This window comes from Streptomyces scopuliridis (assembly GCF_042790125.1).
Taxonomy (GTDB): domain Bacteria; phylum Actinomycetota; class Actinomycetes; order Streptomycetales; family Streptomycetaceae; genus Streptomyces; species Streptomyces scopuliridis_A.
Map to the genome: position 1 here is coordinate 1 of NZ_JBHTZS010000050.1, position 23,873 is coordinate 23,873.

30 protein-coding genes are annotated in these 23,873 nt (G+C 69.8%); 28 read left to right on the forward strand and 2 right to left on the reverse strand.

Annotated features, from left to right (window positions below; all coding sequences use genetic code 11):
* Positions 1-151: 151 nt before the first annotated feature.
* The 14 genes from ACFRKB_RS37265 (at position 152) to ACFRKB_RS37330 (ending at position 11,398) form a co-directional block, all read left to right on the forward strand.
* Positions 152-646, forward strand: a complete 495-nt coding sequence (locus ACFRKB_RS37265) for a hypothetical protein (RefSeq protein WP_383111037.1) — start codon at positions 152-154, stop codon at positions 644-646.
* Positions 643-879 carry a hypothetical protein gene (locus ACFRKB_RS37270; protein WP_383111038.1) on the forward strand — a complete coding sequence of 79 codons (237 nt, stop codon included), beginning with the start codon at positions 643-645 and terminating at the stop codon, positions 877-879. The genes ACFRKB_RS37265 and ACFRKB_RS37270 overlap by 4 nt, the downstream gene beginning before the upstream one ends.
* Before the next feature lie 581 nt (positions 880-1,460).
* Positions 1,461-3,254 carry an atrophin-1 family protein gene (locus ACFRKB_RS37275; RefSeq protein ID WP_383111039.1) on the forward strand — a complete coding sequence of 598 codons (1,794 nt, stop codon included), beginning with the start codon at positions 1,461-1,463 and terminating at the stop codon, positions 3,252-3,254.
* Between the two features lie 16 nt (positions 3,255-3,270).
* Positions 3,271-3,687 (forward strand): conjugal transfer protein TraB, encoded by a 417-nt coding sequence (locus tag ACFRKB_RS37280; protein WP_383111040.1) that lies wholly within the window; start codon positions 3,271-3,273, stop codon positions 3,685-3,687.
* 79 nt (positions 3,688-3,766) lie between these two features.
* On the forward strand, positions 3,767-5,872 hold the full coding sequence (locus ACFRKB_RS37285; protein WP_383111041.1) for a chromosome segregation protein ParM: 2,106 nt from the start codon (positions 3,767-3,769) through the stop codon (positions 5,870-5,872).
* Positions 5,873-5,949: 77 nt separating this feature from the next.
* Entirely contained in the window at positions 5,950-6,138 is a 189-nt protein-coding gene (locus ACFRKB_RS37290) for a hypothetical protein (protein ID WP_365976437.1), read from the forward strand.
* A 71-nt stretch (positions 6,139-6,209) separates the two neighbouring features.
* A complete protein-coding gene (locus ACFRKB_RS37295) occupies positions 6,210-6,758 on the forward strand; it encodes a DUF6197 family protein (RefSeq protein ID WP_365976438.1) in 549 nt (182 codons plus the stop codon).
* Between the two features lie 104 nt (positions 6,759-6,862).
* Positions 6,863-7,612, forward strand: a complete 750-nt coding sequence (locus ACFRKB_RS37300) for a hypothetical protein (RefSeq protein WP_383111042.1) — start codon at positions 6,863-6,865, stop codon at positions 7,610-7,612.
* Between the two features lie 99 nt (positions 7,613-7,711).
* Positions 7,712-7,903 (forward strand): zinc finger domain-containing protein, encoded by a 192-nt coding sequence (locus ACFRKB_RS37305; RefSeq protein WP_383111043.1) that lies wholly within the window; start codon positions 7,712-7,714, stop codon positions 7,901-7,903.
* Between the two features lie 204 nt (positions 7,904-8,107).
* Positions 8,108-8,575: an RRQRL motif-containing zinc-binding protein gene (locus tag ACFRKB_RS37310; RefSeq protein WP_383111044.1), complete on the forward strand. Its 468-nt coding sequence runs from the start codon at positions 8,108-8,110 to the stop codon at positions 8,573-8,575.
* Positions 8,576-8,605: 30 nt separating this feature from the next.
* Positions 8,606-9,013 carry a hypothetical protein gene (locus ACFRKB_RS37315; RefSeq protein WP_383111045.1) on the forward strand — a complete coding sequence of 136 codons (408 nt, stop codon included), beginning with the start codon at positions 8,606-8,608 and terminating at the stop codon, positions 9,011-9,013.
* Positions 9,014-9,099: 86 nt separating this feature from the next.
* Positions 9,100-9,549, forward strand: coding sequence for a Pycsar system effector family protein (locus ACFRKB_RS37320; RefSeq protein ID WP_383111046.1), 450 nt, complete (start codon positions 9,100-9,102; stop codon positions 9,547-9,549).
* A gap of 134 nt (positions 9,550-9,683) precedes the next feature.
* Positions 9,684-10,436 carry a hypothetical protein gene (locus tag ACFRKB_RS37325; RefSeq protein ID WP_383111047.1) on the forward strand — a complete coding sequence of 251 codons (753 nt, stop codon included), beginning with the start codon at positions 9,684-9,686 and terminating at the stop codon, positions 10,434-10,436.
* 30 nt (positions 10,437-10,466) lie between these two features.
* Positions 10,467-11,398 (forward strand): IS5 family transposase gene (locus tag ACFRKB_RS37330; RefSeq protein ID WP_463283217.1). Its coding sequence is split into 2 segments (ribosomal slippage): positions 10,467-10,902 and positions 10,902-11,398, totalling 933 coding nucleotides; the frame shifts between segments, so codons are not numbered across the junction.
* Between the two features lie 4 nt (positions 11,399-11,402).
* Here the strand turns inward: ACFRKB_RS37330 and ACFRKB_RS37335 are convergent.
* Positions 11,403-11,834 carry a hypothetical protein gene (locus tag ACFRKB_RS37335; RefSeq protein ID WP_383111048.1) on the reverse strand — a complete coding sequence of 144 codons (432 nt, stop codon included), beginning with the start codon at positions 11,832-11,834 and terminating at the stop codon, positions 11,403-11,405.
* Between the two features lie 266 nt (positions 11,835-12,100).
* On the opposite strand from ACFRKB_RS37335, the gene ACFRKB_RS37340 reads away from it, so the two are divergent.
* The 13 genes from ACFRKB_RS37340 (at position 12,101) to ACFRKB_RS37400 (ending at position 21,963) form a co-directional block, all read left to right on the forward strand.
* Positions 12,101-12,592: an AAA family ATPase gene (locus ACFRKB_RS37340; RefSeq protein ID WP_383111049.1), complete on the forward strand. Its 492-nt coding sequence runs from the start codon at positions 12,101-12,103 to the stop codon at positions 12,590-12,592.
* A 219-nt stretch (positions 12,593-12,811) separates the two neighbouring features.
* A complete protein-coding gene (locus ACFRKB_RS37345) occupies positions 12,812-12,973 on the forward strand; it encodes a hypothetical protein (protein ID WP_383111050.1) in 162 nt (53 codons plus the stop codon).
* Between the two features lie 348 nt (positions 12,974-13,321).
* Positions 13,322-13,669: a hypothetical protein gene (locus ACFRKB_RS37350; RefSeq protein WP_383111051.1), complete on the forward strand. Its 348-nt coding sequence runs from the start codon at positions 13,322-13,324 to the stop codon at positions 13,667-13,669.
* A 186-nt stretch (positions 13,670-13,855) separates the two neighbouring features.
* A complete protein-coding gene (locus tag ACFRKB_RS37355) occupies positions 13,856-14,551 on the forward strand; it encodes a GGDEF domain-containing protein (protein WP_383111052.1) in 696 nt (231 codons plus the stop codon).
* Complete coding sequence (locus ACFRKB_RS37360) at positions 14,548-14,985, forward strand: ASCH domain-containing protein (RefSeq protein ID WP_383111053.1); 438 nt, start codon at positions 14,548-14,550, stop codon at positions 14,983-14,985. Before ACFRKB_RS37355 ends, ACFRKB_RS37360 begins: the two co-directional genes overlap by 4 nt.
* A complete protein-coding gene (locus tag ACFRKB_RS37365; protein ID WP_383111054.1) occupies positions 14,982-15,260 on the forward strand; it encodes a hypothetical protein in 279 nt (92 codons plus the stop codon). Before ACFRKB_RS37360 ends, ACFRKB_RS37365 begins: the two co-directional genes overlap by 4 nt.
* A gap of 21 nt (positions 15,261-15,281) precedes the next feature.
* Positions 15,282-15,458: a hypothetical protein gene (locus ACFRKB_RS37370; RefSeq protein ID WP_383111055.1), complete on the forward strand. Its 177-nt coding sequence runs from the start codon at positions 15,282-15,284 to the stop codon at positions 15,456-15,458.
* A gap of 10 nt (positions 15,459-15,468) precedes the next feature.
* Positions 15,469-16,287, forward strand: a complete 819-nt coding sequence (locus ACFRKB_RS37375) for an Lsr2 family DNA-binding protein (RefSeq protein ID WP_383111056.1) — start codon at positions 15,469-15,471, stop codon at positions 16,285-16,287.
* Complete coding sequence (locus tag ACFRKB_RS37380; RefSeq protein ID WP_383111057.1) at positions 16,287-16,781, forward strand: hypothetical protein; 495 nt, start codon at positions 16,287-16,289, stop codon at positions 16,779-16,781. The genes ACFRKB_RS37375 and ACFRKB_RS37380 overlap by 1 nt, the downstream gene beginning before the upstream one ends.
* Before the next feature lie 102 nt (positions 16,782-16,883).
* Positions 16,884-17,807 carry a hypothetical protein gene (locus ACFRKB_RS37385; protein ID WP_383111058.1) on the forward strand — a complete coding sequence of 308 codons (924 nt, stop codon included), beginning with the start codon at positions 16,884-16,886 and terminating at the stop codon, positions 17,805-17,807.
* 902 nt (positions 17,808-18,709) lie between these two features.
* Positions 18,710-19,642, forward strand: a complete 933-nt coding sequence (locus tag ACFRKB_RS37390; RefSeq protein ID WP_383111059.1) for a ParA family protein — start codon at positions 18,710-18,712, stop codon at positions 19,640-19,642.
* Positions 19,642-20,574: a hypothetical protein gene (locus ACFRKB_RS37395; protein ID WP_383111060.1), complete on the forward strand. Its 933-nt coding sequence runs from the start codon at positions 19,642-19,644 to the stop codon at positions 20,572-20,574. Before ACFRKB_RS37390 ends, ACFRKB_RS37395 begins: the two co-directional genes overlap by 1 nt.
* A gap of 387 nt (positions 20,575-20,961) precedes the next feature.
* Positions 20,962-21,963, forward strand: coding sequence for a hypothetical protein (locus ACFRKB_RS37400; RefSeq protein WP_383111061.1), 1,002 nt, complete (start codon positions 20,962-20,964; stop codon positions 21,961-21,963).
* Between the two features lie 118 nt (positions 21,964-22,081).
* On the opposite strand, the gene ACFRKB_RS37405 is transcribed toward ACFRKB_RS37400, so the two are convergent.
* Positions 22,082-23,296, reverse strand: coding sequence for a tetratricopeptide repeat protein (locus ACFRKB_RS37405; protein WP_383111062.1), 1,215 nt, complete (start codon positions 23,294-23,296; stop codon positions 22,082-22,084).
* Between the two features lie 363 nt (positions 23,297-23,659).
* Here ACFRKB_RS37405 and ACFRKB_RS37410 point away from each other — a divergent pair, with 363 nt between their 5' ends.
* Positions 23,660-23,800, forward strand: coding sequence for a hypothetical protein (locus ACFRKB_RS37410; protein WP_383111063.1), 141 nt, complete (start codon positions 23,660-23,662; stop codon positions 23,798-23,800).
* Positions 23,801-23,873 lie beyond the last annotated feature (73 nt).

Genomic DNA, 23,873 nt, shown 5'->3' on the forward strand with positions numbered 1-23,873 from the left:
CGCTCACGCTCCCGAGCGTGAGCGCGGGCCGGTGACGGCCACGGCCGGCAGGCCAGATCAACCGCGCCCGCGCCTTGAGCGCGAGCGCGGCGGGCCAGGCCCGCATGAGCACCATCCAGCCGACGTACGCAGATTCACCTTGGAGGCCCCGGTGAGCACCGATGAAACCAAGCCCTTCTTCGACGACCCGAACGCGGCGCTGCGCGAGATCGCGAAGAACCCCGACGCCTACGCGCGCTACCTCGCGGACTTCCACCGGGTCGTGCTGGACATGCAGGCCAAGCTGGAGATCCTCCAGCGCGAGGCCCGCGTGCACTGCCGCGGGACCCACGTGGACGGCGACAAGTGGGGTCAGGCTTTCCTGCGCTCTTTCCCGGTGGAAAATTCACTGAATGGCGTTCTCAAGGACCTCAAGAGCGCCACTTCGGGACTGGAAAAGAGCGCCCATAAGCGCCACGCCCACGACGAAAAGGTGAAGGAGGTCAAGAAGCAGCGAAAGGAAAAATCCCAGCTCAAGGAGTGGAAGAATAACCCGCCCCTCCAGGCCGCCCCGGAAAACCCGGGACAGCAGGGTGCGCAGGATCCGAATATGGGCTATGGTGGTCCCACGTCGATTTACAACCTGGATCGCAGGGAGTCGGCGTGAGTGCAGGTCGCCCGCTCACGAGAGTCGAGCGGAAGAAATTGAACCGTGCGGAACACGAGCGGAAAATCAGACAGGATCTGATCGCCCAGCACGGAAACGACCTCGGCACCTTCTACTACTGGCTCCGGATTATGAATATCCGGGGCACCCAGGCTTACCGCGACGGCGACACGGTGTTCATCCGTGACGTCGCGCTCGCCCTGGAGAACGTCTACCGCCGCCACACCGGCTAGCCCACCGCATCCCGCACGAAGGGCCGCTCCCGATCCCTGGAGCGGCCCTTCGGCGATCCCAACGCGTGCCGCGCGTGTCGCGTGTCACGCGTGCCGCGCACGCGTGTACGCGAGGCAGGTGCCGACTGTCAAGCCCAGGAGGAAGGGGTCGCGTGTCCGACGACACCGACAGCAACGTGGTTCACCTCCCCGTTCGGGGCAGTGATTCCGGCGGTATGCCGGATGCTCCCGACGGCGGTGATCTCTTTTATTCCGAACCGTCCGGCAGCAGTGCAGGTGACGGTGTTCCTCCGGAGTCCCCGGAGGAGACGACCATGGAAATCCCGGCCATTCGTGGGCCTATTTCCCCGGAGACTGCATTGCGGGAAACGGGAATGCCCGACGCTCCGGATTCCAGCGACGGAGAATATGAGGAAGGCGAATACGTCCAGCCTCGTTCTCTTGCCGATCGCCTTGGTGACTGGCTGGAATACCGGCTGGAAGTGGCGCGGGACCGGCACGCCGGAGAAGCGCCCTTCCGTGAGGCTGAAATAGCGCGCAAGGCCGCGCTTTTGGAAGCCCGCACCGCCCAGGAAACCGCGATGATGGGGCAGAACGCCAAGCTCCACACCGCGCAGATGAAAGCGAAGGCCGACAAGACGGCGGCGCGCGGCAAGGCCGACGCGGCGCGGTCCTCCAGCTCCGGCATGGGCGCCGACAAGGGCCGCTCGAAGGCCGGCGGCGAGGGCGGCTCACGCGGAGGCGGCGGCAGCTCAGGCCGGGGCACCGGCGGTGGCCGGGGCTCGGGAACGAACGGGTCCGGCGGCTCCGGGCGAGGTAACTCTCCCAAGGGCACCGGGAAGGGCCCTGATCGCTCTGCTGGCGGCCGTGGAGGTGCCTCGAAGGGCAATGAGTCGTCCGGCGGCCCCAAAGGCCGTCAGAACGGCTCTGGAGGCTCCGGGTCGGGCAAGGCCGGTACGGGCAGGGGCAGTTCGGGCGGCTCCGGTGGCAAGAACGGCTCGGGCGGCTCCGAGTCCGGCAAGGGCAGCTCGAAGGGCGACGGCGGTAAGTCACAGAACTCGTCGGCCGCCAGCCCCAAGGCCGAACGTGCCCGCGGCCGCCAGGAGCGTGCCGCCGCACGCCAGGCCGCCCGGCAGCAGCGGCGCGCCGCCAACCTCGCCGACCGCAGCAAGGACCGCGACCAGGACCGCGCCGCCACCCAGGCGGCGCGCGAGGAACGCCGCGCGGCGAAAGCCGAGCGGAAGGCCGCGAGGAAGTCGAAGCGGGAGGCTGCCAAGGCCGCCGACGACCGCACCACCCTGGGCGCGGCCGTGGCGGAGGAAGCGCAGCGCCGCTGGGACAAGCGTCGCGGAGCCGAGAAGGACAAGGCCGAGAAGGACGGCAAGTCCACGGACTCCGCCAGCGACAAGGACGCCAAGGACTCCGAGGCCGCGGCCAAGAAGATGACCAAGGACGGTCCTGAGTCGTCCTCAGACGGCCCGAAGGACGACTCCGCGGCCAAGGAGCCGGACGACGGCAAGAAGAGCGGCGAGAAGCCGTCCGACGGCCCCAGCGACAAGGACGCCAAGGACGACACCGGGACGGGCGACGGCCCCGAAGCCGACGGCATCAAGGACCCGCCGGACGCAGGTGACAGCGATGGCGAGCGCTCCTTCAAGGAGCGGCTCAAGGACTTCTTCGCCATGTTCGACGAGGACACGCCTGAGCCGGAGGAGCCCTCAAGGCTTCGTCCCGAGGACCTTGGCGACGTCACGGTGGACCGCCCTGGAGGCCCGACCCGGTCCCCGCAGCCTGAACCGGCTGAGGACGACATCCCGGACGCGGTCATCGTCGACGACCCGACCGACCCCTTCGGGGCGCACGTGAGCACCACGGCGAGCCTGCCGCGCGCTGCGGAGCCGCATACCCAGCGGCCTGGTACCACCCGTCCCACCCCTGAGGAGAGCAACGTGAACACGGAGGTCAAGGCCGCGTCGGGCCAGGGCGGCATGCCCGCGCAGCACCGCACCGACATCACCTTCGGCGAGTACCTGACGGAGATCGTGAACATCGCGATCACCGCCGGCCTCGACCAGGATCAGACGGCGGCCCTGGCGAAGGCACTCGGCAAGGTCGCCGACGCATTGCGGGACATGGCTACCGACCTGGTCGGCGACCACAACATCGCCACCGAGGTCGTCGAACAGGTCTCCGACCTGGCCGACGCCGCGGCCCGCATGAAGATGCTGGCCGACCGGTGCGCCACCGAGTGCGAGATCGCCTCCGAAGCGGCCCGTATCGCCGCTGTCTCCGTCGGCCGCACCTACGGCGCGGACATCCGGGCCATGGACGACGCGGGCCTGGCGCACGCCTCCGCCGCCGCTCACCACGACTAGGAAGGAGGGCCTGCTGATGAGCAGCAGCCTCACGCCCCGCCCCGGCGGCTCTGCCGCCCCGACGGACGGCGACAACCGATTCAAGGCTGTCCAGCACAAGCTCAAGACGCTGGGCACGGCCATGGACCTGGCCGGGAACGAACTCGAGGTGCTGATGCGCGGCATGCGCGCGAACGCCCAGCGCGCGGAGGGCCTGGCGGTGGGCATCGCCAACGCCGAACTGGACCGCAAGTTCGTGGAGATGACGAACCAGGTGGCCGTCGCCCTGGGCGGTGCCGCCGCCGAAGTGCGCAAGCTCCACGAGACGGCGCAGGAGGTGTCCGGCCTGGCCCACGACACGCGGCGTACGCACGCGCGGCTGTACGAGGGCCTGGACGACCTCCGCTCCTCCCGCCCCGAGCGCACCCCCAAGCCGGGCTTCTTCGCCCACTGACCCTGCCGAAACCCCCTGATGGGCGGCCCCGCCGAACGTCGGCGGGACCGCCCATCGCCACTCCCGAAGGAGAACAACCGTGTCCGTGCCGCGCAGCGTCGCCCTGGAGCGCACCCTCTACACCCTGACCGCCCCGGTCCTCGCCGCGGCCCCGAACCTCTTCGCCGACAGCCCCGTCAACACGGTCGTGCAGCTTGCGGGCGCCGCCGGCGTCGGCGGCTGGGTCCTGGCCTACAAGAGCGACGAGCCCGGCGCGGGACGCAAGTTCCTGCGCTGGTCGCCGCTGGTGTTCGCGGCCGCCGTCGACATCGCCGCGAAGAACACGATGGGCTGGGGTCCGTGGTGCCTGGATGGCCTGCTCGCCGCCGGGTGGGCGGCGGCCGGCCTGCTGGTGATGCCCTTCTCCCGCCACACCCGCCGCCATCACCGGCCCGCTCTCGCCGCCCCGGCCCCCGCGCCGCAGCTGCACCCCGCCCCCGAGCCGTCCCCGGCGCAGCCGGACGACGGCGCCGACGCCTTCACCCGCCAGGTCCGCTGGCTGTGGGAGGCCCGCGGCCTGCCCGGCCGCACCATCGTTGTCACGGCCACCCCGCACGAGGGCATGCCGAACGACCTGTCGCTGCTGCTGCGAGCCGCCGAGCCCGGCCGGCCGGTCTCCGGACTCACCGATGAGGTCGTCGCCGCCGTGTTCGGTGTCGACGTCACCGACGTGCGGATCGAAGAGGTGGCCCGGCGGTACGGGCGTGAGGGCGGCCCCGGCTGGAAGGAAGTCCACGTCACCCCCGACCGGAACGAGCGCCGCCACAAGGCCCCCACCACCCACGAGTGGTGGGCCGACCGGATCGGAGCCACCGGCGGTCCCGTGCCCGGCTCCGCGTTCGTGAAGAAGGTCCGCGACCAGGAGCGCAGGGTCACCCACTACATCGCCCAGGTCTCCGACGAACTGGGCGAGCCGCGCGTCAACCAGCACACCCTGGCCGCCGCGCTGAAGACCAAGTACGACGAAGGCCGCCTGTTCGTCACCGTCGACGGCAGCCAGGTCCTCGTTTCCCTTTGGGACTCCAGCCCGCTCGCGCAGGTCTTCCCCGCGACCCGGGAGCTGCTGACCCCGGACAAGGACGGCCGGTGGGTGACCGGCTATCTGGGCAACGGACAGCCCGCCCGCAACCGGGTCTACACCGACCGGGGCGCAGCGCACGGCCTGTTCGTCGCCCCGTCCGGCGGCGGCAAAACCCAGCTGATGGCCCTGCACATCGCGGCCGACGCCCTGTTCGGAGCCGTGGTCATGCTGGCCACCGAAGCACCGGACGAGAAGACCGCCGTACTGGGCAAGCACACCGCCCGCTACGGCATCGGCGCGCTCTACATGATCCGCCTCCTGCGGGTCCTGGACGCGCTGATGGAGATCCGCGGCGAAATGCCGTGGGAGGACGGCCAGGTCCACGACTGGGACCCTGCCCGGCCGGGCTGCCCCTACCAGATGCTGTCCGCCTACCTCGATGAGTTCCTCTCCGCCGCCCGCAACGGCGAGTACGGCGCGGAGATCATGGACCTCGCCGAACGGGTGTCGGTCAAGGGCCGCAAGTACGGCATCGGCCTCAAGGTGGCCGGCCAGTCCATCTACGTGCAGGACGGGTTCACGCAGCTGCTGTGCGAGAACCTCCGCGAGAACTGCATCCCGGTCGTGCTGAAGGTCGCGCCGAAGAAGGTCGGCGAGATGTTCAAGGCCCTCGGTATCCCGTCCGAGTACACCCCCGACCCTCTTCCCCGTTCCTTCTCTCCTGCGGAGGAAGGCCGGATCGAGCGGGTGATGCGCGGCGAGCCCGAGCCGCCCACGGACTCCAACACCGGCGGCGCCGGATGGATCGTCGAAGCCAAACAGCCCGACGTCCTGCGCACCCTCTACATGGACTTCAAGGACGGCATCGACGACTACTTCCCCGACACCATCGAAACCCTGACCGACCACGAGATCCGCGAGCTCGAAGCGCGGGACCTGTGGTTCGACTGGACCGAGCCGCCCCGGCCCGGCGAGTTCGGCCCCGAGCCGAGCGACGACGAAGACGACGCGCCCAAGAAGGGCGGCGGCCAACGCCGCGGCGGCGGGAAGTCCGCCACCCGCCGCGACGCGGTCACCTCTCCCCGCCAGGCGCTGGAGGCCATCAAAAACCTCTCCGGCGTCTGACCCCATCTCCGCTCCACCCCCGCAGGGCCCGGCCGCACCGGCCGGGCCCTGCTCACACCTGGAAGGACACACCGCTCGTGGCCGTATCGATCTCCGCTGTCGTCCTGCTCGGCATCGTCGTCTTCGTCCTCATCCGGGACGGCTCCGTACGCCTCCTGCCCGCCCTGGCCTGCGCCGGGTTCGGCTTCTTCCTCGCCTCCACCGGCGCCGCACCCGTCATCCGGAACGCGATCGGCGCCGTCACCGGATGGATCTCCAGCATCTGAACCCGCCCGGCCGCCGGCGTCGAAGGCCGCCACCCAAACTCCGCGCCTTCGACGCCTCCAGGGAGCCCCCGATGCCCCAGACTCACCCCGCCGCGGCCACGGACCAGACCGCCCAGACCACCAGGGCACCCGCGCCACCGGCGGAACTGACTCTTGAGGACCGCCTGACGTTCATCACCGCGGCGATGACCATGCGACTGGACGAAGCAGCCGTCGCCTACGAGGTCAACATCGCGCACATTGCGACCGAGCCCGTCGACCTGGCCGACGCCATCACGGGCCCGCTCACCCCGGCCGCCCAGCCCCGGCCGGACCTCTACCCGACGCCGGTGGCCGCCCTGCTGCAGCGCGCCCATCACCGGCTCACCATCGACGGATGGTGTACCGGCGCCCTGACCGACGACGACGGCGCGCTCTGCCTGATGGGCGCCATCCGCGCCGAATCGGACAGCAGCCCGAGCCGCGAAGCGCAGGCCATGGACGTCCTGACGGAGACCATCCACCGCAAGGCCGGCCCCGTCGAGTCCGTGCCCGCCTTCAACGATGCCTTCCGCAACGCCCGGACACCGCTGCGGATGCTCGAACAGGCCGCCGCCCTCGCCTCCGACCGCGGCCTGTAACTCCCCTTCCATGCGGGAGCCGGACACGTACCCCGGCTCCCGCCACGGCCTGCCCGCACGAACCGGACAGACCGCACCACCCCACCTCGACAAGGAGCAGCCCGTTGGCCCCCAACGACCCGACCCCGCCCGCCGACCACGACCGCACGGCGAAGCAGCAGACGAAGGAACACCTCGCGGGCGCCCGCGCCTGGTGGGCCGAGGCGTGGAACGAGGGCGGCGTCTTCCACGAGATGTGGGAGGACGTACGGCGCGCGCCCGGCGCCGGATGGCACGGCATGGCCAACTGGATCAAGGCCGTGGCCACCGTCGCCGTCTTCTCGTTCGTCGTCCTCCCCTTCAACGGCGCCGTCGACGTCCTCCTGGAGACGGCGCACCACATCCTCACCGCCGTGCCGAAGGTCCAGGTCGGCGACAACACATCCAGCGGCGTCTTCGCCGTGGTCGACCAGCCGATCCGCTCGTACATCGCCGCCCACTCAAGCGGCCTGCCGATCAGCGCCTCCACCATCTACACCCTCTGGCAACTGGTCGGCATCTTCGGCCTGGTCGGCGGCTTCCTCCGCAGCAGCGGCGCCCGCCTCACCTGGACGGCCTGGGGCGCGGCCAGCATCGCCACGGTCTACAGCGCCGCGCCCGCCGACGGCCGCACCATCGCCACCGGCCTCGCCGTCCTCGCCTGGACCGCCGCCTCCGCGCTCGCACTGCGCGGGCTGACCCTCCGCCCACAAATCCTCACCGCCGTGCACACCGGAGCCCCGCAGATCACGGTCCAGCCCGAGATCCACGTCCCCGCCCCCGCCTCGCCCGCCGACGACACCCCGGACAACGTGCACCCGCTCCCAAAACGCTGACCCGCCGCCCTGCCTGGCCCTCGCCCGCCCCGCGCGGGCGAGGACCGGACAGGCCGACCGGCCGCCTCGCACCACCCGCCCCGATCACAGGAGCAGACCGTGTCCCAGCCCACCAACCCCCAGCCGCTGACCCCCGAAGAGGCACCCGCCCTCAACTCGCCCGCCCTCACCGTCACCTGCCCGACGTGCGACTCCGGGCCCGGCGACCTGTGCACCTCGCACTCCGGCACCCGCCTGCGCCGCGACAACGTCCACCGCGCCCGCACCGCCGCCCTGCCGGCCTCCGATTGACGACCGGTCCCCACGCACCACCCGAGGCGCCCCGCCGACATCAGCACGTCGGCGGGGCGCGGTGCTTGCTGTCCACCGACATCAGGAGGAACCGCTCGTGCTCATCCCTCACCCGCGCCGCCGGATCGGCCGACCCCGCCCGCAGCGCCCCGGCCCCCGCTACCCGCAGCGTCCCGCCCGGCTCCCCGGTACCTGGATCAGGTGATGGCCCGCCCCCAGAAGAGGCGCCGCCGCGACCGCGAGGCGAAGCGGGTGCCGCGCGGCACCGCGACCCTGGAGGAGTTCGACCGGCGCTCCTGTCCCGAGGGCCTGGTCACCCGAAGGCAGTTGCGCGGGCGGGGCCTGAGTCCCGGCGGGCACGGCCCGGTCGCGGTCCTGCGCTGCAAGTACTGCGCGTACCGGCCCGACCAGTCGTGCAACCACCCCACCCGGGCCTGGCTCTACAGCGTGGACCTCGCCCGGCCGAAGCGGACCCCGACGCTCGCGCAGGAATGGGCGCTGGACCAGGCGATGGCCGCGAGGTCCACCTGCCCCCTGTGTCGGCGCCGGTACTACTTCTGCCTCCCGCTGCGCACCCAGGGCTGCTGCGACCCCTGCGACAAGGGCTATCAGCCCAGCCCCGATACCTACTTCGCATCCACGGCCCCGGTCCCCCACCGGCTGGCCGCCTGATCACCGACTCTCCCGAAGGAGAAGTCCCCCATGGCACTGAGCCTGTTCACCCGCCGCCCCGCCGTCCAGACCGCGCCCCACCCCGTGCCGCCTGCACCTGGACCCGCGCCGACCGTGCTGTGCGTCGGATGCGGCTGTACCGCGATCGGCTGGCAGATCTGCAACGACGGCTGTCACGGCGTCACCGACCAGGCCGACGGTCGCTGCCAGGCCTGCATCGACCCGCGCGTGATCATCGACTGGTCGAAGGTCCCGCCCGGCGAGGAGAGCGAGTGCGCCCTGTGCGGAGCCCCGTTCTACAGCAGCAGGCGGTACTGCTCGACCGGCTGCGAGCTGGCCGATGACGAGGGGAACGACGACGAAGACGAAGGGGACCCCGGCACCCGGGTCTCCCTGACCAAGCCCACGCTCGGCTACCCGGATGAACCTCCGTTCTGACGGCCCTCCGTGCCGTCCCGGCCACCACACGGCGGGGCGGTGCGGAGGGCCGGACAGCCCGGCCCGGTCATCGACGGGAGACGTACGTGACGACCACCACTGACACCGATAAGAACCTGGATGCCGCCTGCGCTTCGGTCTCCAGCGAGATCGCCCGAACCGACAGCAAGGCTTCACTCCTGCTCGCCTTCGACGGCGCTGTCCTCGCCGGTCTCGCCAGCCTCGCCGACAAGCAACTGCCGCTTGCCACGACGATCTTCGGGGTGCTGGCTGTCATCGCGCTGGGCGTGGCGGCCGTGCTGCTCCTCTTGGTGGTTCGGCCTCGGCTGCGCGGTAGCGACCGGGCCAGCTTTCCGTATTGGGCGCGCCTGGACGAGGACGAGATCCGCGCCTGTATGCACGGCGACACCCGGGCCGCCCGGGTCCGCGTCCTGTCGACCATCGCCCTACGCAAGTTCACACAGTTACGGCATGCCGTCGACAGCATCCTCACCGCGCTGGCCCTGCTCGCCATCGCCGCAGCCTGCGCCCTCTGAGTAGACGGCACCCCCGTTCTGAACGACCCGACCCCGGCCACACCGGCCGGGGCCGGGATCGCCGGGTGGCCGCGCATCGGCAAAGGGCCGGCCACCCCGCTCCCTCACCCATATCGAGATCAGGAGACCCCAGCATGCCCCGCCTGCCCCTCACCACCGAGCGCCTGGCCCTCTTCGGCACGCTGCTGGCCACCTTCGGCGAGCTGCACCCCTTGTGCGACCACTGGGTCCAGGGCTCGAAGACGGCGATGCGCAAGCGCCTGTACGGCGAGGACCCGGTCCACGCCGACGGCTCCCCCGCCACTCCGGACTCCACCCGCCCGACCATGACCACCAGCACCCTCGGCCGCCGCGCGGTGGCCTGCCACGTCGCGTCCTACACCGCCGTACAGCTCGGGGCGACCATCGCGATCACCCGCGCCTTCGGCTACCGCGTCACCCCGACCGCGCTGCTCGCCGGCGCGGCCATCAACGCCTCCACACACGCCGCGATCGACCGCGGCGCCGTTCTGGCTGGCGAAGAAGACCGGCAAGACCGGCTACATCGAGCACTGCAAGGCGGCCCGCGTCGACGACGACGGCAAGGCAACCTCGGAGCTCACCGGGCCGGGCAGCGCGTGGATGGAGCTGGACGCGGCGCTGCACCGCTCCATCGGCATCGGCGCCGCCGCCGTCACCACCTGGCTCACCACCCGCCCCGGCGGCCGCCGGTGAGCCACACCCGCATCGAACGCGTCCGCGCAGCGGTCGGCATCGCCTCCCTGGCTCTCCAGCAGATCGAGGACGACCTCAGCGCCGGCGACGTCGACCAGGAGGAACTCGCCGCGATCCCGCGCGAGCTCATCGAGGACACCGACCCGCTAGGACCTGTCCGGCCGATCATGTGACTACCTGTTGCCCGGGTCGTTTATGTGGGCATGGGGCGGGGCGATCTGACGGATGCTGAGTGGGAACGGCTACGTCCGTTCCTGCCGGTCAGCAACGGGCGTTGTGGCCGGTGGCGGGATCACCGGCAGGTGATCGACGGGATTCTGCACAGGGTACGGACCGGGATGCAGTGGCGTGACCTGCCTGAACGGTTCGGCCCGTGGAAGACCGTCTACGAGCGACACCGGTTGTGGTCGGGCGACGGGACCTGGGAACGTCTGCTCCAGCAGGTCCAGGCCGCGGCCGACGCGGCGGGTGAGATCGACTGGGACATCTCGGTGGACTCCACCATTGTCCGCGCGCATCAGCATGCGGCCGGCGCCCGCACCGATCCGCCGCCGGCACCTGCCGCAAAGGGGGCCAAAGAGGCGGAACACCAGAGCGAGACGCCGTGGCGGAGCCTCGTCGGCCGCCTGGTGGAGGTGGTGCTGGAGGTGAGAGCCTGGGCCGTTCGCGCGGCGGGTTCACCAGCAAGCTCCACCTGAGTGCGGACGGACGCTGCCGCCCGTTGTCCCTGATCGTCACCCCAGGTCAGCGGGCGGACTGCACCCAGTTCATCGCCGTGCTGGAGCAGATCCGCGTCCCCAGATCCGGCCCAGGAAGGCCGCGCTCGAGGCCGGAAAGCCTCGCTGCCGACAAGGCATACAGCAATGGCCCCGTCCGTGAGTACCTGCGGCGTCGGGGAATCCGCCACACGATCCCAGAGAAGACCGACAGCCAGGCCGCCCGCCTGCGCAAGGGCTCTCGCGGTGGACGGCCGCCCGGCTTCGACGAGGACCGCTACAAGAAGCGCAACACCGTCGAACGGGCGATCAACCGCCTCAAACAGTCCCGGGCTGTCGCTACTCGATACGACAAGCGCGGCTACGTATTCCTCGGAACCGCCACCGCGGCGTCTGTCGCGATCTGGCTCCGAACGTGAGCTTCTACGCGGCCCAGCAGTAGACCCCCTGGCTCCGGCGTCGGGCGCTGCCGACGAGAGTGGCCAGATCACTCAGGATCCCGTCGGCGATCTCCGTGTCGATGGCCTCGCCGTCCTCCGCGCGTTGCGCGGCCCACGAGATGGCGATATCCCGCAACTGGGACCGCTCGGCATCGGCGAGCGCGGTGGACAGTCGAGCCGAGAGCGCGAAGACGACGCATCCACCGTCACCCTGATCGGCGACAATACGAGGCTCACCGGCTTCGACAAGTTCCCCGAAGCTACCGCCAGCGAGAAGGCATTCCCACTCGACCACAGCTTCTTCGGGGTCGAAGTTTCCGAAGGTAAGCGACTCAATACGTCCCGGCCCGGTTTGAAGGGCCAAAGCCGCAGACGCGTCATCCGGCGCCACGAAGAACTCAACGATGATGCTCACCGAGGCATCATGCCCGACCACCTACATCCATGATCGGCCGGACAGGTCCTAGGCGGCTTCATCCCGGCCCTGGCGCAGCTGGTCACCGTCGCCGCGCGCCGTGCCGAGCAGATCGAGCCCGACCGCGACGGCGACGCCTCGTGTCCGCTGCATGAGGCCGCGGCCCTGATCACCGACAACGCCGGGATGCGCCTGATCTGGGCTGCCCAGTCCCTCCACCTTTGACGGTCCCTTGTCCCCCGGCGCCCCTGAACGGAAAGGCCCCGATGCAACTGCTGACCTTGCCCGCCGGAACCATGTGTGCCCTGGTCGGCCCACCCGGCTGCGGCAAGTCGACCTTCGCCGCCCGGCACCCCGCCAGCTGGCGCATCTGCCTCGATCTCTACCGGCTGGCCGCGACCGACTCGGAGGCGGACCAGACCGCAACTCCGGTTGCCGCCGAGATCCAGAACCTACTCCTGGACGCGCGGCTCGCCCGCAATCTCCGCACGATCCTCGACGCCACCAACGTCATGGCGCACGTGAGAGCCGGACTGCTGGCCCGCGCACGCTACCGGCAACGCCCCACCGCGGCGGTCCTGTTCGACGTCCCGCTCACCACGGTGGAGACCCAGAACGCCTCCCGCAGCCGCGTGGTCTCGCCGCACGTCGTCCGTGAGCTCCATGAGCTGACCCCGACCCGCGAGCAGCTGCTCATCGAAGGCTTCGGCACGGTCTACCTGGCCTCCGAGCTCGCCACGGCGGGAGCCGGACGGTGAGCCAGGCGGCACCCTCACCCGCTCACCGTCCATACCAGCGCGGGCGACCCGCGCACAGCGCACAGGCTGCGGCCCGGCCGGGCGATCGACTGTCCCGCCGCGAAGGCCGGCCTCTGGAACAACCTCCCCCACAGCCGGACTCGGCCCAACCGCCGGGGCCCGGCTGTTAAGCCCACAGGCCGCAGGCCCGGCAACCACACCAACCCGAAAGGAACCCTCATGGGATTCGCCGATCGCATGTTCAGGAACAGCGAGGCCGTCTATCAGCGCATCGAACGCGGTGAGGTCACCGATGTCGAGGCCGAACTGATGGAAGCTCAGCACAAGTCGTCCTCAGACGCTCCTATCGACAAGGCCGACAAGACCAACAAGCAGAGCTGAACACCGGTCCCCCTGCCGCAGGATTCCCCGACGTCCGCACTGTCGACGCCGACTGGACGCGCCCGCGCCCGCCCCGTCTCGTGCGGGCGGTACGCGGGCCGGGACGGTCTCGGACCGCACCCGCACCCGCTCACCCCGGCCGAAATCCCCGACGGTGATGGTGACGACTAGTTCTGCGGCTGCCCGGACTGCCGTCTGCCCACCCAGGCCGGGGGCGCCAGCCTCGCCGCGCACCGGCGCACCGCCCACACCCCACCGCGGTGACCCGCGCACCCCCATCACCGTCCAGCTCCAGTACTGACCGCCCGGCCCCTGGCCGTCCCGCCGAGACCCGAGGGAGAACACCCCGTGACCATGTCGCCGAATGCCGAGGCGTACTACGCCGCCCATACCCAGCACCTGCGTGAGCGCGGCGCTGCGAACGCCGCCCGCATCTGGCCGGGACAGGCCCTGCAGTACACGACCCTGGACGGCGCGCAGTTCCTGCCGTTCCCGTCCCGGCTGTCGGTCGCCTCCGTACGGCCCGCGGTCCGCAGCGCGCGTAAGAAGCACACCGTCCACGAGTACGACATCGCCGCCCGCGACGGCTCCCCGCTGCGCATCGTCTACCTCCGCTACGCGCCCGGCACCTGGTCCAACGTCGACGAAGTGGTCGACGTATATGAGGTCCCGGTTGAGGCCCTGACAGCGCTCTGAAGCTGACGGACTACCCGTGCCACCCCGGCCTCATCCGCCGGGGCGGTGCGGTGGCCCCTCAGCACAGCCGAGAGCCACACGCACAAAACCCCGAGACAGGCACGCCGGCGTCCAAACCAAGTCGCCCGTCCCGGGGCCCACCCAACCCGTACAAGACGAGAGGGAAACCCCAGTATGACCGCCGCCATGCGCTTACATGCCCCTGCGGGCAATCGCGCTCTGCTCATCACTACCCTCGCGGTCCCGCTGACAGGCTGGACCGTCCACGTCCTGACGCTTCACCGGCGCCTGGCCGCCGCCCGCAAGGACCTCGCTGCCGCCCGAATGGACCCGCTCTCCGGTCTGGCCGGCCGACCCGAGCTCCTCGCCTACAGCGAGCGGCTCCTGTGCACCCAGCACCGGGACGCTCTGTATGTTCTGCTGCTGGACGGGGTCGGCTTCAAGGACGTCAACGACACCTACGGGCACGCCGCGGGCGACGCCGTCATCCAGACCATCGGCCAGCGCCTCGCCCGCTGGAGCGCGAACCGTCAGGCGTTTCCGGCCCGGCTGGGTGGCGACGAATTCGCCGTCTCCGTGGTGCTCCCGCCGTCGACCGCGCTCACCGAGATCGCCGGACTGCGTGAGCAGCTGCAACAGCCCCTCCAGCACGAGCAGCACACGCTGCGCCTGGACGTCTCCCTCGGCATCGCCCGCGCCGTCGACCTGCCCGGCGAGAGCAGCCGTAGGATCCTGCGCGGCGCGGACACCGCCATGTACAAGGTCAAGAAGGGGCGGGAGACACTCCCGTACCTCGCGACGCGCGCCGACGCGTACGCGGACACCGTCAACGGCCGCCGCGCCGGCCGCAGGGGCGCCGCGCCGCTGGAGCGTGCCGCATGAGCATCGAACTCGAAGGCGGCGACTGGATCCGCGGCATCACGATCCGTCAGCCGTGGGCCACCTGCATCCTCGCGGGGAAGCGCACGGAGAACCGCCCCGCCAACTGGCCCTGGCGTGGCTGGGTCCTCCTCCACGCCGGGAAGCAGCTGGACCGCGCGGCGATGCGCGACCCGCTCGTCGCCACCGCGATCCGCGGCCGTGAGCTCCACCTCGGTGCGGTTATCGGCGTCGCCCGCCTCATCGACTGCCACCCGGACCAGGGGCCCGAGCACTGCACCAGCCCCTGGGCGCAGCGCGACGCGCACCACCTGGTCCTCGCCGACGTCCACGAACTGCCGCTGCCCGTACCCGCCACGGGCGCGCTCCCTGCCTGGAAGCCGACGCAGGACCTCGTGGACCAAGTCCTCCAGCAGCTGTCCCACCTGCGGCCGTGACCCACAAGAGCAGCAAGAAGCCGCTGTGGGAGCCAGGCCTGATCCCGGCCCCCGGCGGCCTGCTGGACTGGCGCGACAACCAGCACTTCGACCGCTGGCAGGACCGCCCCTGCGCACTGTGCGAGCAGCCCACACCGATGCGCTCCCACTCCGGGGAGCCCGTCCACAAGGCGTGCGCTGAGGACTGGATCGCCGCGAATCCCACCGAGGCCCGCCTCGGGCGGTTTGCCTCCGACGTCCAGCCCAAGCACCGGCGCGACGACGACCACGCCTGATTCCTCCACCCGGAGGCCCCCATGAGCAGCACCCCACAGCACGACGTAGATCACACCCTCGCCTATCCCGAGCCGCCCGCTTCCCCGCTCTGGCACCGCCACGGCGCGAAGGCCCGGCCGCTCACCGACGCCCAGAAGCGGCGCAACCGCGAGCTCCTGTTGCTCGCCCAGCGCAAGCCCCGCACCACCGCCGCGTAGAGGAGCCGACGTGTTCACCGACATGAAAGAGGCCCTCGGAGCGGAGGCCCTCGAACTCGCCCCGATCAGCGACGGCCAGAGCGCCGCCGCCTCCCTGGTGGTCGCCCACCAGGCCCGCGACAAGGACGACCTCGCCGACCTCCTGGGCGCGCTCGGTCTGCCCTGCGGCGAGGGCGACCTCGTACGCCTGCTCCCCCACCTCACCACCCCCAGCATCCCGACGACCGGAGACCCCATGCCCGTCACCGCCTTCATCGCCACCGCCGCCTCCATGCTGAAGAACGGCGACAGCCCCGAGCACGTCCTCGAGACCCTCGGACTGTCGGAGAGTGAACTGGCCGAAGCCCTCCAGCACACCGACCAGGACACCCTCACCCCGGACACCGGCACCTCGCAGACGGCCGACTCCACATCCGCTGGTCCGGTAGACAGCGACGGGATCGAGGCCCTGCTGTCCTGGGCGAAGGACCATCCGGCCGCCGTCATCCGCAACAAGGCCGCACGCATCCGCAGCGACCTCTCCGAGCTGACCGCGCGGCGCGAGGCAGACGACGCCCAGCGTGAGGCCGAAGAGCGTGTCGCCGAACTCAAGGCGGAACTGGAGCAGGCACAGGAAAAACTGCGCACGGTGAAGGCCAGCGGCCGTCCCGCGGCGCCCGCCGCGAGTCCCGCGCCGACCGGCACCAAGCGCAGCAAGGCGCAGCTGGCCGCGATCCGAACGTGGGCGCGCGCCAACGGCCACCGGGTCGCCGACCGCGGCCTGCCCACCCAGACAGTGCTGGACGCCTACGCCGCCGCCCACCGCACCACCCTGGTGGAGGCCCGCTGATGGACGCCGTGCCCCTGACCATCGACGGCTACCTCGACAGCGAAGCCGGCCCCGCGCCCGGTGATACCACCGGCGTCACCGCCGTGTTCCGGATCGTCCACTCCCCCAGCGCCGAACTCGAAGACGAACTGGTCCTGCCCTGCGCCGCCGCCGATCCCCGCATCGTGCACGCGCTCCTCAACGACCTTGAGCCCGGCGACCTGTTACGGCTCTCCGGAACCCTGACCCTGCCGCACAGCACCACCGGGATGCAGCTGCACGTGGACACCCTCGACGTCCTCGCCACCGTGCCCCTGCGCACCACCGGGCAGGCCGGGCCGGAGGCCCCGCACCTCACGTTCGACCGGTACGGCGCGTACGCCGCCGTCAGCCGCAGCGACACCAGCGCCGTGCAGCTGTGGACCGAAGCCGGCGCCTGGATCGGCACTGCTACCGACCCAGCCGCGATCGGCAGCCTGATCGACTCGTACGAGAACACCACCCGCAAGCCCTGACCCAGCACCTCCCGAAGCGGCCCGCCGACCCAGGCGGGCCGCTTCGCCCGTACCCGGCATAACTGGCCGCGTCATTCATCGTCGATCGACCCCGGAGACATCGTGACGACTATCACCGCTGATCTTTTCCCCACATCGCCGCTGGCACTTCGCAGCGCTGACCCTGACGACCAGGCCCGGGTCAGGCAGTTCGCCAACGCGCAGGCCACGGCCGCCACCACCGCCCGGAACGGTCTCGTGAAGATGCTCGCGGCCGCACGCACCCCGGCGGAGCGCCAAGCCGCCGTGCGCGCGACCTACCAGGAGGTGGCGGCGTGGCGCTACGAGCTGGCGGCCCGCTCCACCACCCGGCTGGGCACGGGGATCGCCTACAGCGCCGCGCGTTTCAGGACGCCCATCACCGCCGCAACCACCAACTTCGACCGGATCGGCCCTGTGGGCCGGCTGCGTGACGGGGCGAAGTGGGACGCCGCCTCCCGCACCTACCGGGGCGGCACGGCAACACCCGCTTACGACGCGATGGTCACCTACGGGAAGGCCGCCGCCATGCGGTTCGCTGCCGACGGCATCGAGGGAGACGTACTCCAGAACTGGGTCGACCTGCCCGACGGGCGTCGAGTAGCCGGCAACCGCATCATCCGCGGCGAGGCCGCCCGCGCTATCGGGGAAGAGCTGGCCGCACGAATCGCTGCCCGCGGCCTGGACGCCTCACAGATGGAGACCGGCGGTGAGCCGATGTACACCGCGACCCCAGCCCCCGCCGACAGCGACACCATCTTCGCCGCCGCACTGGAGACGCTCGCCGACCCCGACATCACCCCCGGGGCCTTCGCGACGGCCCGCTACTTGCTCTTCCAGGCCCCCCAGACGAAAAAGGGCTCCGACGCAGTCAACCGGACCTTCACCGTCGCAGCCGGAGCCGCACTCCTCGGCCGGTCCGCCCCCGCCCTGCCCGCAGACATCGACCTGCGCTGCTACGTACTCGGACAGGACACCGCAGCCTCCGCCTACCTCAACCACCACTGAACAGGCAAAGGCCCCGCTCTCCCGATTATCCGGGAGAGCGGGGCCTTTTTGCTTTCCGAGTGCGCACGCGCCAGGCTGCGTTCGCCTACGTGCCTGGAAGAGGAGCAGCCTCTTCGGCGTTCACGGCGTTCACGGCGTTCACGGCGTTCACGGCGTTCACGGCGTTCACGGCGTTCACGGCGCTCCAGCGCGCAGAGTTCGTGCTGTCAGATCACAGGCCCGCGCGAGGGCCTCACGATGCGCGGGATGGATCCGTCCGGACGTAACTGCGTCGCGGAGGTATGCGAGCGCCTGCGCCCACTCGATCGCATCCTCGGGCAGCGTGTACGGCTCACCACTCAACCGTTTCGCCGGGACACGCCGGACCTCAACCGGACCCTGACGTACCACGGTCCGGGTGATCCTCTCCACGCGCTCCACCACCTCCCGCACTGGCTCAGGAGTGAGCCCGCCCTCAGCTACCGGCCGGTCAGCGCGCGCCTGGGCACGCCTTAGCTCGGAGGCGCGCTGCCGGTGCCCGGCGGAGCAATATCGCGGGGGACGGCCGGTACCTCTGTACTTGACCGGGGCACCGCACCACCCGCACATGCGCTGCACCAGACGTTCCCGGACGTCAGTTGTCTCGCGTACCGCGACGACTCCCTGATCCCCTTCCGGACCAGCGCCGTCAGCTGTTATGCCCTGCCCTTTCGTCACGCACGAAACCCTACGCGTGACCGACCATCGCGAACTAAACCGGGGCCCAAGGCTCTTGGGACAGCGGAGTCGGCAGACCTGAAGCGTGGACTCCCCAATTGGGGAGTCCACCCCTCAAGCCAGTGCTGCCAAGGGACACCGATGTGTCAAGATGCCAGTGCCGCGCACGGTGCGGCCCGCAAAAGAACCACGAGGAGGGCACCCCCGTGCTGAACGAAAGTACAGCGCAGCCGATTGAGCCTCCCGACGGCAGCACAGCCGTCGGTACCGGCAAAGGCGGTGTCGGCAAGAGCACCGTGGCCGCGCACCTCGCCGGCGAATCCGCCGCGAGCGGGGACCGCACTCTCCTCATCTGCGTGACCGGACAGGACGACGACGACCTCGGTATCAAGAGATACGGCCGAGGAGTTCAGCCGCAAGGCCCATCCGTCATAGATGGCGAGGGACTGTACCGGGCCATCCATGACCGCGTGCCACTCCAGCCGATCAGAGAGGTCCGGCCCAACCTTGATGTTCTCCCCGGCGGCCCCAGAGTTGCCGAGATCTCCAACCTTCTGATGCTGCGCATGCTGAAAGAAGGCCCCTCTGTAGTCCAGAGCCTCGCCCAGGCCCTGGCACCGATCGCGCCTCTCTATGACCGCATCATCTTCGACAGCGCACCCGAGAACGACTCCCTCGAACAGCTCGTGCTCGCCGCCGCACGGACACTGATCGTGCCGACTCGCTCCGACGAATCCTCGATCAAGGGCATGGAGCGCATCAGCAAGAATTTCAAGATCGTGAAGACGCAGGTAAACCCCTACCTCCAGATGGCCGGGAGCTTCCTGTACGGATCGAACCGCAGTGCCACCCTCATGCACGCCGACGTCCGCTCAGAGGTCCGAAAGGCGCTGGGGGAAGGCACCCCGATACTGGAGACGATCGTCGGCTACCGCGAAGTCCCGGCACGCAACGCGCGCAAGAAGGGCCTGCTGTTCGGCGAGTACGCCGAGCTACTCCCGACGTCCGCGACCAACTACGACGTGAAGGCCGGCCGGGCGACTGCAGCTGACGTCGTCCCGGACACGATCATCCCGCTGGCCAAGGAAATGCGGGAACTGAATCAAGAGATCTTCGAGCACTGCAGGAGAGTGGCCTGATGGGCCTGTTCGACGTTGACGAGGAAGTCCCGCAACTCCAGGGCACAGGAGGGCTCTTCGGAGGAGGACCCTCTGCAGCCTCTGACGCGAGCGTCGTGGTGAAACCACTCCCCGGCACCGCCCTCGCCTTGATCCCCGCGCCATACCAGCCCCACGGAGACGACGAACTCTCCGAGCGTGAGAAACAAGACCTCGAAGCCTGCAAAGCCGGCGTAGACAACCTGCGCAACGCCTTCTGGATCGCCGGGAAATCCCTGGAGACCATGAGGACCGCGCAACTCCACCGAGAGGAAAACCCCAACTTCGCAGAGTGGGTCTGGGGTAACTGGGAGATCTCCGAGTCCCAGCTCTACCGCCTCATCGACGAGTGGCGCGTAGGCGAAGCACTTGCCAACCTCGGCTACAAGCCACTGGAGTCACAGGTCCGAAAGCTGACCGAGCTGCGCCGTCAGACCAGCGACAAGGTCGCCATCACGGTCTACGACACCATCGCTCGATGCGTACCCCGCGTCACGGGAGAAGTCGTCGAAGGCGTCGTGGACCAGCTCGGCTTCTTGTCGAAAGACGTGACCGCAGCCGACGTTGGCCGACGTGTCCGTGAGCTCCTGGCGTCTCCCGAGGCGGGGACCGGCGATGCCAGTGAAGGCGATGACATCCCGGACATCACGTCCTTCGGCAAGGACTCCCCAAATGGGGAGTCGGACTCAGAGGCCAGTAATGGCAAGGCTGACCCTCATGCGGCGAAGGACATCGAGCGCCTGGAAGCAGCTCTCGCCTCCCTCAAGGAGGCGGCGAAGAAAGTGAACAAGCCTGCCGCGCGCCGGGCGGTCGAAACCCAACCGGACGTCGCCGTCCCGCTCATCGAAGCCATCGGAGCAACGCTTCAACAGATCGACAGGGCAGTAGCGGTCCGACGCCCGAAACAGGGCTGAACCGCATTAGATCGTCATCGAGCAGCAACACGGCCCGCATCACACGATGCGGGCCGTTCCCTTCACCCATCAGCACCCGGTGAGTGCATCACCGCGCCTCTGAGGAGGGATACAGGCTTGTTTGAATCTTGTCCGCACCTGCCACGGACAGGTGCGACACACCCGAAGTGTCAGGAATGGCTCTCGTATGGGGTTCCAGGGATCTATGCTTCCAGCCGACGGCCGCGGTTGGGCCGTGTTCCTCCGGATGCGCCGGCCTCGTAAGCATCCACTGGTGGGGAGCGAAGGAGGACGGCTTCACACCGCGAGATCGCACGCAGTAGATACACGGGAACGGTTCTCTCTGCCGTGCCGGAGGGCCGGACGGTACGGGGAACAGGACCCCAGATGCGTCGTGACCGAACCAGCAAACGAGCTGAACGCCGCCGTCTCTACACCGGCGAGTCGTACGACCAGGCCCGCTCACAGCTGCAGCCGGACCAGCCGCCCATCCCGGCCGCAGCCCCCGAACAACGCAACTTCGAAGCCGAACTCTTCCACCAGATCCTCGACTCCCGCGCCGCCTTCACCGTCTGCGCCTTCGGTATCCGTCGCGTGCGCCCCGGGAACGACAGCATTGCGCTGGAGGTGGAGAGCGAGAGGCGAGCGGACGAGATCCTGCGCAGGATCCTCCCGTCGTGTGAACCGGACGGCGGCGTCTACGGCATCCCCGGACTGCGGATCCGCCAGCGAACCAAGGACGGCATCGAAATCCATCAGGTTGGCCGGCGGACCTCGGCCTGGCTGACCGGACTGCCCTCAGCCACATGGAAGCGGGTGGAGACAGCCGCACTGGAGACCATCGCTGAAATCGCCTGGCGGCCCCTGTGGAAGGGGCCTACAGCATGGTCCGACGAGGAACTCGCCTTCGAGCAGCGCTGGAACACGGGGGAGTGGGCTCAGAACTTCCAGGCTGGAGCCTGGTGCGGCAGCGGCCTGCTGCGGCGGATTCCCCTCTTCCACACGATCGTGCCCGCAGATCATGTCGGCGGCTACAAGGGGCTCGGTATCAATGGCTACGACGGGCTTGGGCCGGTCCGCTGGTGTCTGGACATCGACCACCGCTCTGGCGTTCCTTACCGGAAGAAGGAGTTGGTCGACGCACTCACGGACCCGGATCTCGGCCTGCCCGTCGCTCCCGCCCGCCATCTCGACGCGATCTACCCACCGCACCAGATGGAGAACTGGATCAGGCTGGACGACCAGGCACGCACCGGTCTGATCGAGTTGCGGTTCTCGACGTGCAACCACGGCTCACTCCGGACGGACTCCCCTGCGGGCGAACCGAGATACCGAGTACTCGCAGAGGAGATCCGCAAACGCGTCGATGCGACGCTCGCCCGTGGATGAGGTGTGCGCAACCTGGCCACAGTCCTCGTCCTCGAATCACCCCCACCCCCGGCGTCCGTGACACCTACGGCCAGGTCAGGGCAGCGCGAGAGCCCGGGCGCTGCCGCCCGTTTGGGTCTCAGGCTGTGATGGTTGTGGTGACGCGGTCGCGGAAGTCGTGTACTGCCGGGACCGCGTCCTGGGCTTCCATGCGGCGGGCTAGGTCGTGGAGCGGTGCGGCCGATCGGTGCGAGCTGATTTCCTCGGTGAGGTCGAGGGCGTGGTGGGCGGTGGCGCAGGCACGTTCCAGCTCTCCTTGCCGCCATTGGGCGTCGGCCTGCCGTGTGAGGAACAGGGTCTGGGTGCGGACCCGGTCGGCGGGGAACAGAGCGGCGGCCTCCACGAAGGTGGCCTCCGCGCGGTCGGGCCGGCCGAGGTCCAGGTGCGTAGAGGCCAGGGCGCCGAGGAGTTCGCTGCGGTCGAACCAGTACACCCATTCCGGGTCCGTGTGATCGTCGGCTGTGTGCAGGAGGGTCTCGGACTGGTCGAGGTCGGCCCAGCAGGCGGGGTTGTTCTGGTGGGCGCGTGCGCGGCCGCGGCGGGAGAGCAGCATGGCTTCGACGCGGGGTGTCGTGCGTCCTCGGGCTGCGGACAGGGCGGCGGCGGTCATGGCCTCGGCGTCGGCCGGGCGGCCGGTGTTGCAGGCCGCGATGGACCAGAACGCGAGGATGTGGCTGCCGAGGGCTGTGTCCGATGCGGCGTGGGCTGAGCGCAGGGCGGTCTGGAAGATGCTGTCCGCGCAGGCGTCGTGGACGTCGAAGACGGCCCAGGCGTGCATCCGGGCGAGGTCGGCCGCCGCGGCATGGAGGCGGGCGCCATGGGCGTCGGTGTAGGTGCGGTCCTTCAGCAGGTGGACGACCATCTGGAGGCTGAGCGACGTCTCGGTGAGGAGCTGGCCTCCGCCGTCGGTGTCGTCCTCGCGGCGCAGTTGGCGAACGCGGGTTTCGATGTGGGCGACGGCTTTCTCGCCGATGCGGCTGCTGTGGGTGATCTGGCCGGCTGCGGCGGGGTCGGCGGTCAGCCATGACCAGAGCGACGCGGTGAGGGCCACGCCTGTCAGTTGGGCGAAGTGGCGTCGGCTCAAGTCCATGATGTCCCTCCTGGATATCTCGTGGAGCGCGCGGACGGCGCCCGGTGCGTCCCAGCTGTGGTCGATGGGCTGCTGGCACGGATCCAGGTCGAGCCAGTGGGGCCACGGGTAGCGCGTCATCGCGTCGGTGGGGATGCCCAGCAGCGACGCGATGAGGCGCTGGGTCGGTATGTCGGGCCGGCGGCCGCCCAGCCATCTGTACACGCCGTCTTTCCCCGTGCCCACGGGACAGCCGCGTTCAGCGCCGTGCTCCTGTAAGAGCTGGGCGAAGTGCGGCGGTTTCCAGCTGCGGGCGTCGAGTGCTCTTTTCAGAGGGTGCATCGCTCCTCCTGTGGAGAAGTGCCGCGTGGTGGTGAACATACCGACGGTAGCGGTCGCGGCGGTCGCGCGGTACTGGCTCCCGGGGTGCTCTGGGGGTGCTCCTGACCGCACCCGTGCCGCACCCTCGAATCCTCTTCTGCCGGGCGGCAGTCGGGCGCGATGGTGATGCCACGCCCGCCGCACAGCCCACCGGCCCCATGCCGGAGACCCGGGAACGTGCTGCGGATTCCCCCTTTGGAGGCACCGATGAAGCAGGAACTCACCGCCGAGACGACCCCCGCCCCCGAGTACACGCCGGCTGTGGTGAGCGAGGTCGGCACCGTCACCGAGGTGACGCTCGGCACCAACAAGAAGGAAGGGCAGGACGACACCGAGTACTGGCACTGACCAGCCCCGGTGACCGGGAGATGATCCGGCGCCCGGGACGGCCTGCTGGTCGTCCCGGGCGCTTCCCTTCGTA

Excerpts from the sequence above, each read along its gene's own strand:
- ACFRKB_RS37275 (WP_383111039.1), top strand. The coding sequence starts at position 1,461 with ATGATGGGGCAGAACGCCAAGCTCCACACCGCGCAGATGAAAGCGAAG.
- ACFRKB_RS37280 (WP_383111040.1), top strand. The coding sequence starts at position 3,271 with ATGAGCAGCAGCCTCACGCCCCGCCCCGGCGGCTCTGCCGCCCCGACG.
- ACFRKB_RS37295 (WP_365976438.1), top strand. The coding sequence starts at position 6,210 with ATGCCCCAGACTCACCCCGCCGCGGCCACGGACCAGACCGCCCAGACC.
- ACFRKB_RS37310 (WP_383111044.1), top strand. The coding sequence starts at position 8,108 with ATGGCCCGCCCCCAGAAGAGGCGCCGCCGCGACCGCGAGGCGAAGCGG.
- ACFRKB_RS37315 (WP_383111045.1), top strand. The coding sequence starts at position 8,606 with ATGGCACTGAGCCTGTTCACCCGCCGCCCCGCCGTCCAGACCGCGCCC.
- ACFRKB_RS37325 (WP_383111047.1), top strand. The coding sequence starts at position 9,684 with ATGCCCCGCCTGCCCCTCACCACCGAGCGCCTGGCCCTCTTCGGCACG.
- ACFRKB_RS37340 (WP_383111049.1), top strand. The coding sequence starts at position 12,101 with ATGCAACTGCTGACCTTGCCCGCCGGAACCATGTGTGCCCTGGTCGGC.
- ACFRKB_RS37345 (WP_383111050.1), top strand. The coding sequence starts at position 12,812 with ATGGGATTCGCCGATCGCATGTTCAGGAACAGCGAGGCCGTCTATCAG.
- ACFRKB_RS37355 (WP_383111052.1), top strand. The coding sequence starts at position 13,856 with ATGCGCTTACATGCCCCTGCGGGCAATCGCGCTCTGCTCATCACTACC.
- ACFRKB_RS37360 (WP_383111053.1), top strand. The coding sequence starts at position 14,548 with ATGAGCATCGAACTCGAAGGCGGCGACTGGATCCGCGGCATCACGATC.
- ACFRKB_RS37370 (WP_383111055.1), top strand. The coding sequence starts at position 15,282 with ATGAGCAGCACCCCACAGCACGACGTAGATCACACCCTCGCCTATCCC.
- ACFRKB_RS37380 (WP_383111057.1), top strand. The coding sequence starts at position 16,287 with ATGGACGCCGTGCCCCTGACCATCGACGGCTACCTCGACAGCGAAGCC.
- ACFRKB_RS37395 (WP_383111060.1), top strand. The coding sequence starts at position 19,642 with ATGGGCCTGTTCGACGTTGACGAGGAAGTCCCGCAACTCCAGGGCACA.
- ACFRKB_RS37400 (WP_383111061.1), top strand. The coding sequence starts at position 20,962 with ATGCGTCGTGACCGAACCAGCAAACGAGCTGAACGCCGCCGTCTCTAC.
- ACFRKB_RS37410 (WP_383111063.1), top strand. The coding sequence starts at position 23,660 with ATGAAGCAGGAACTCACCGCCGAGACGACCCCCGCCCCCGAGTACACG.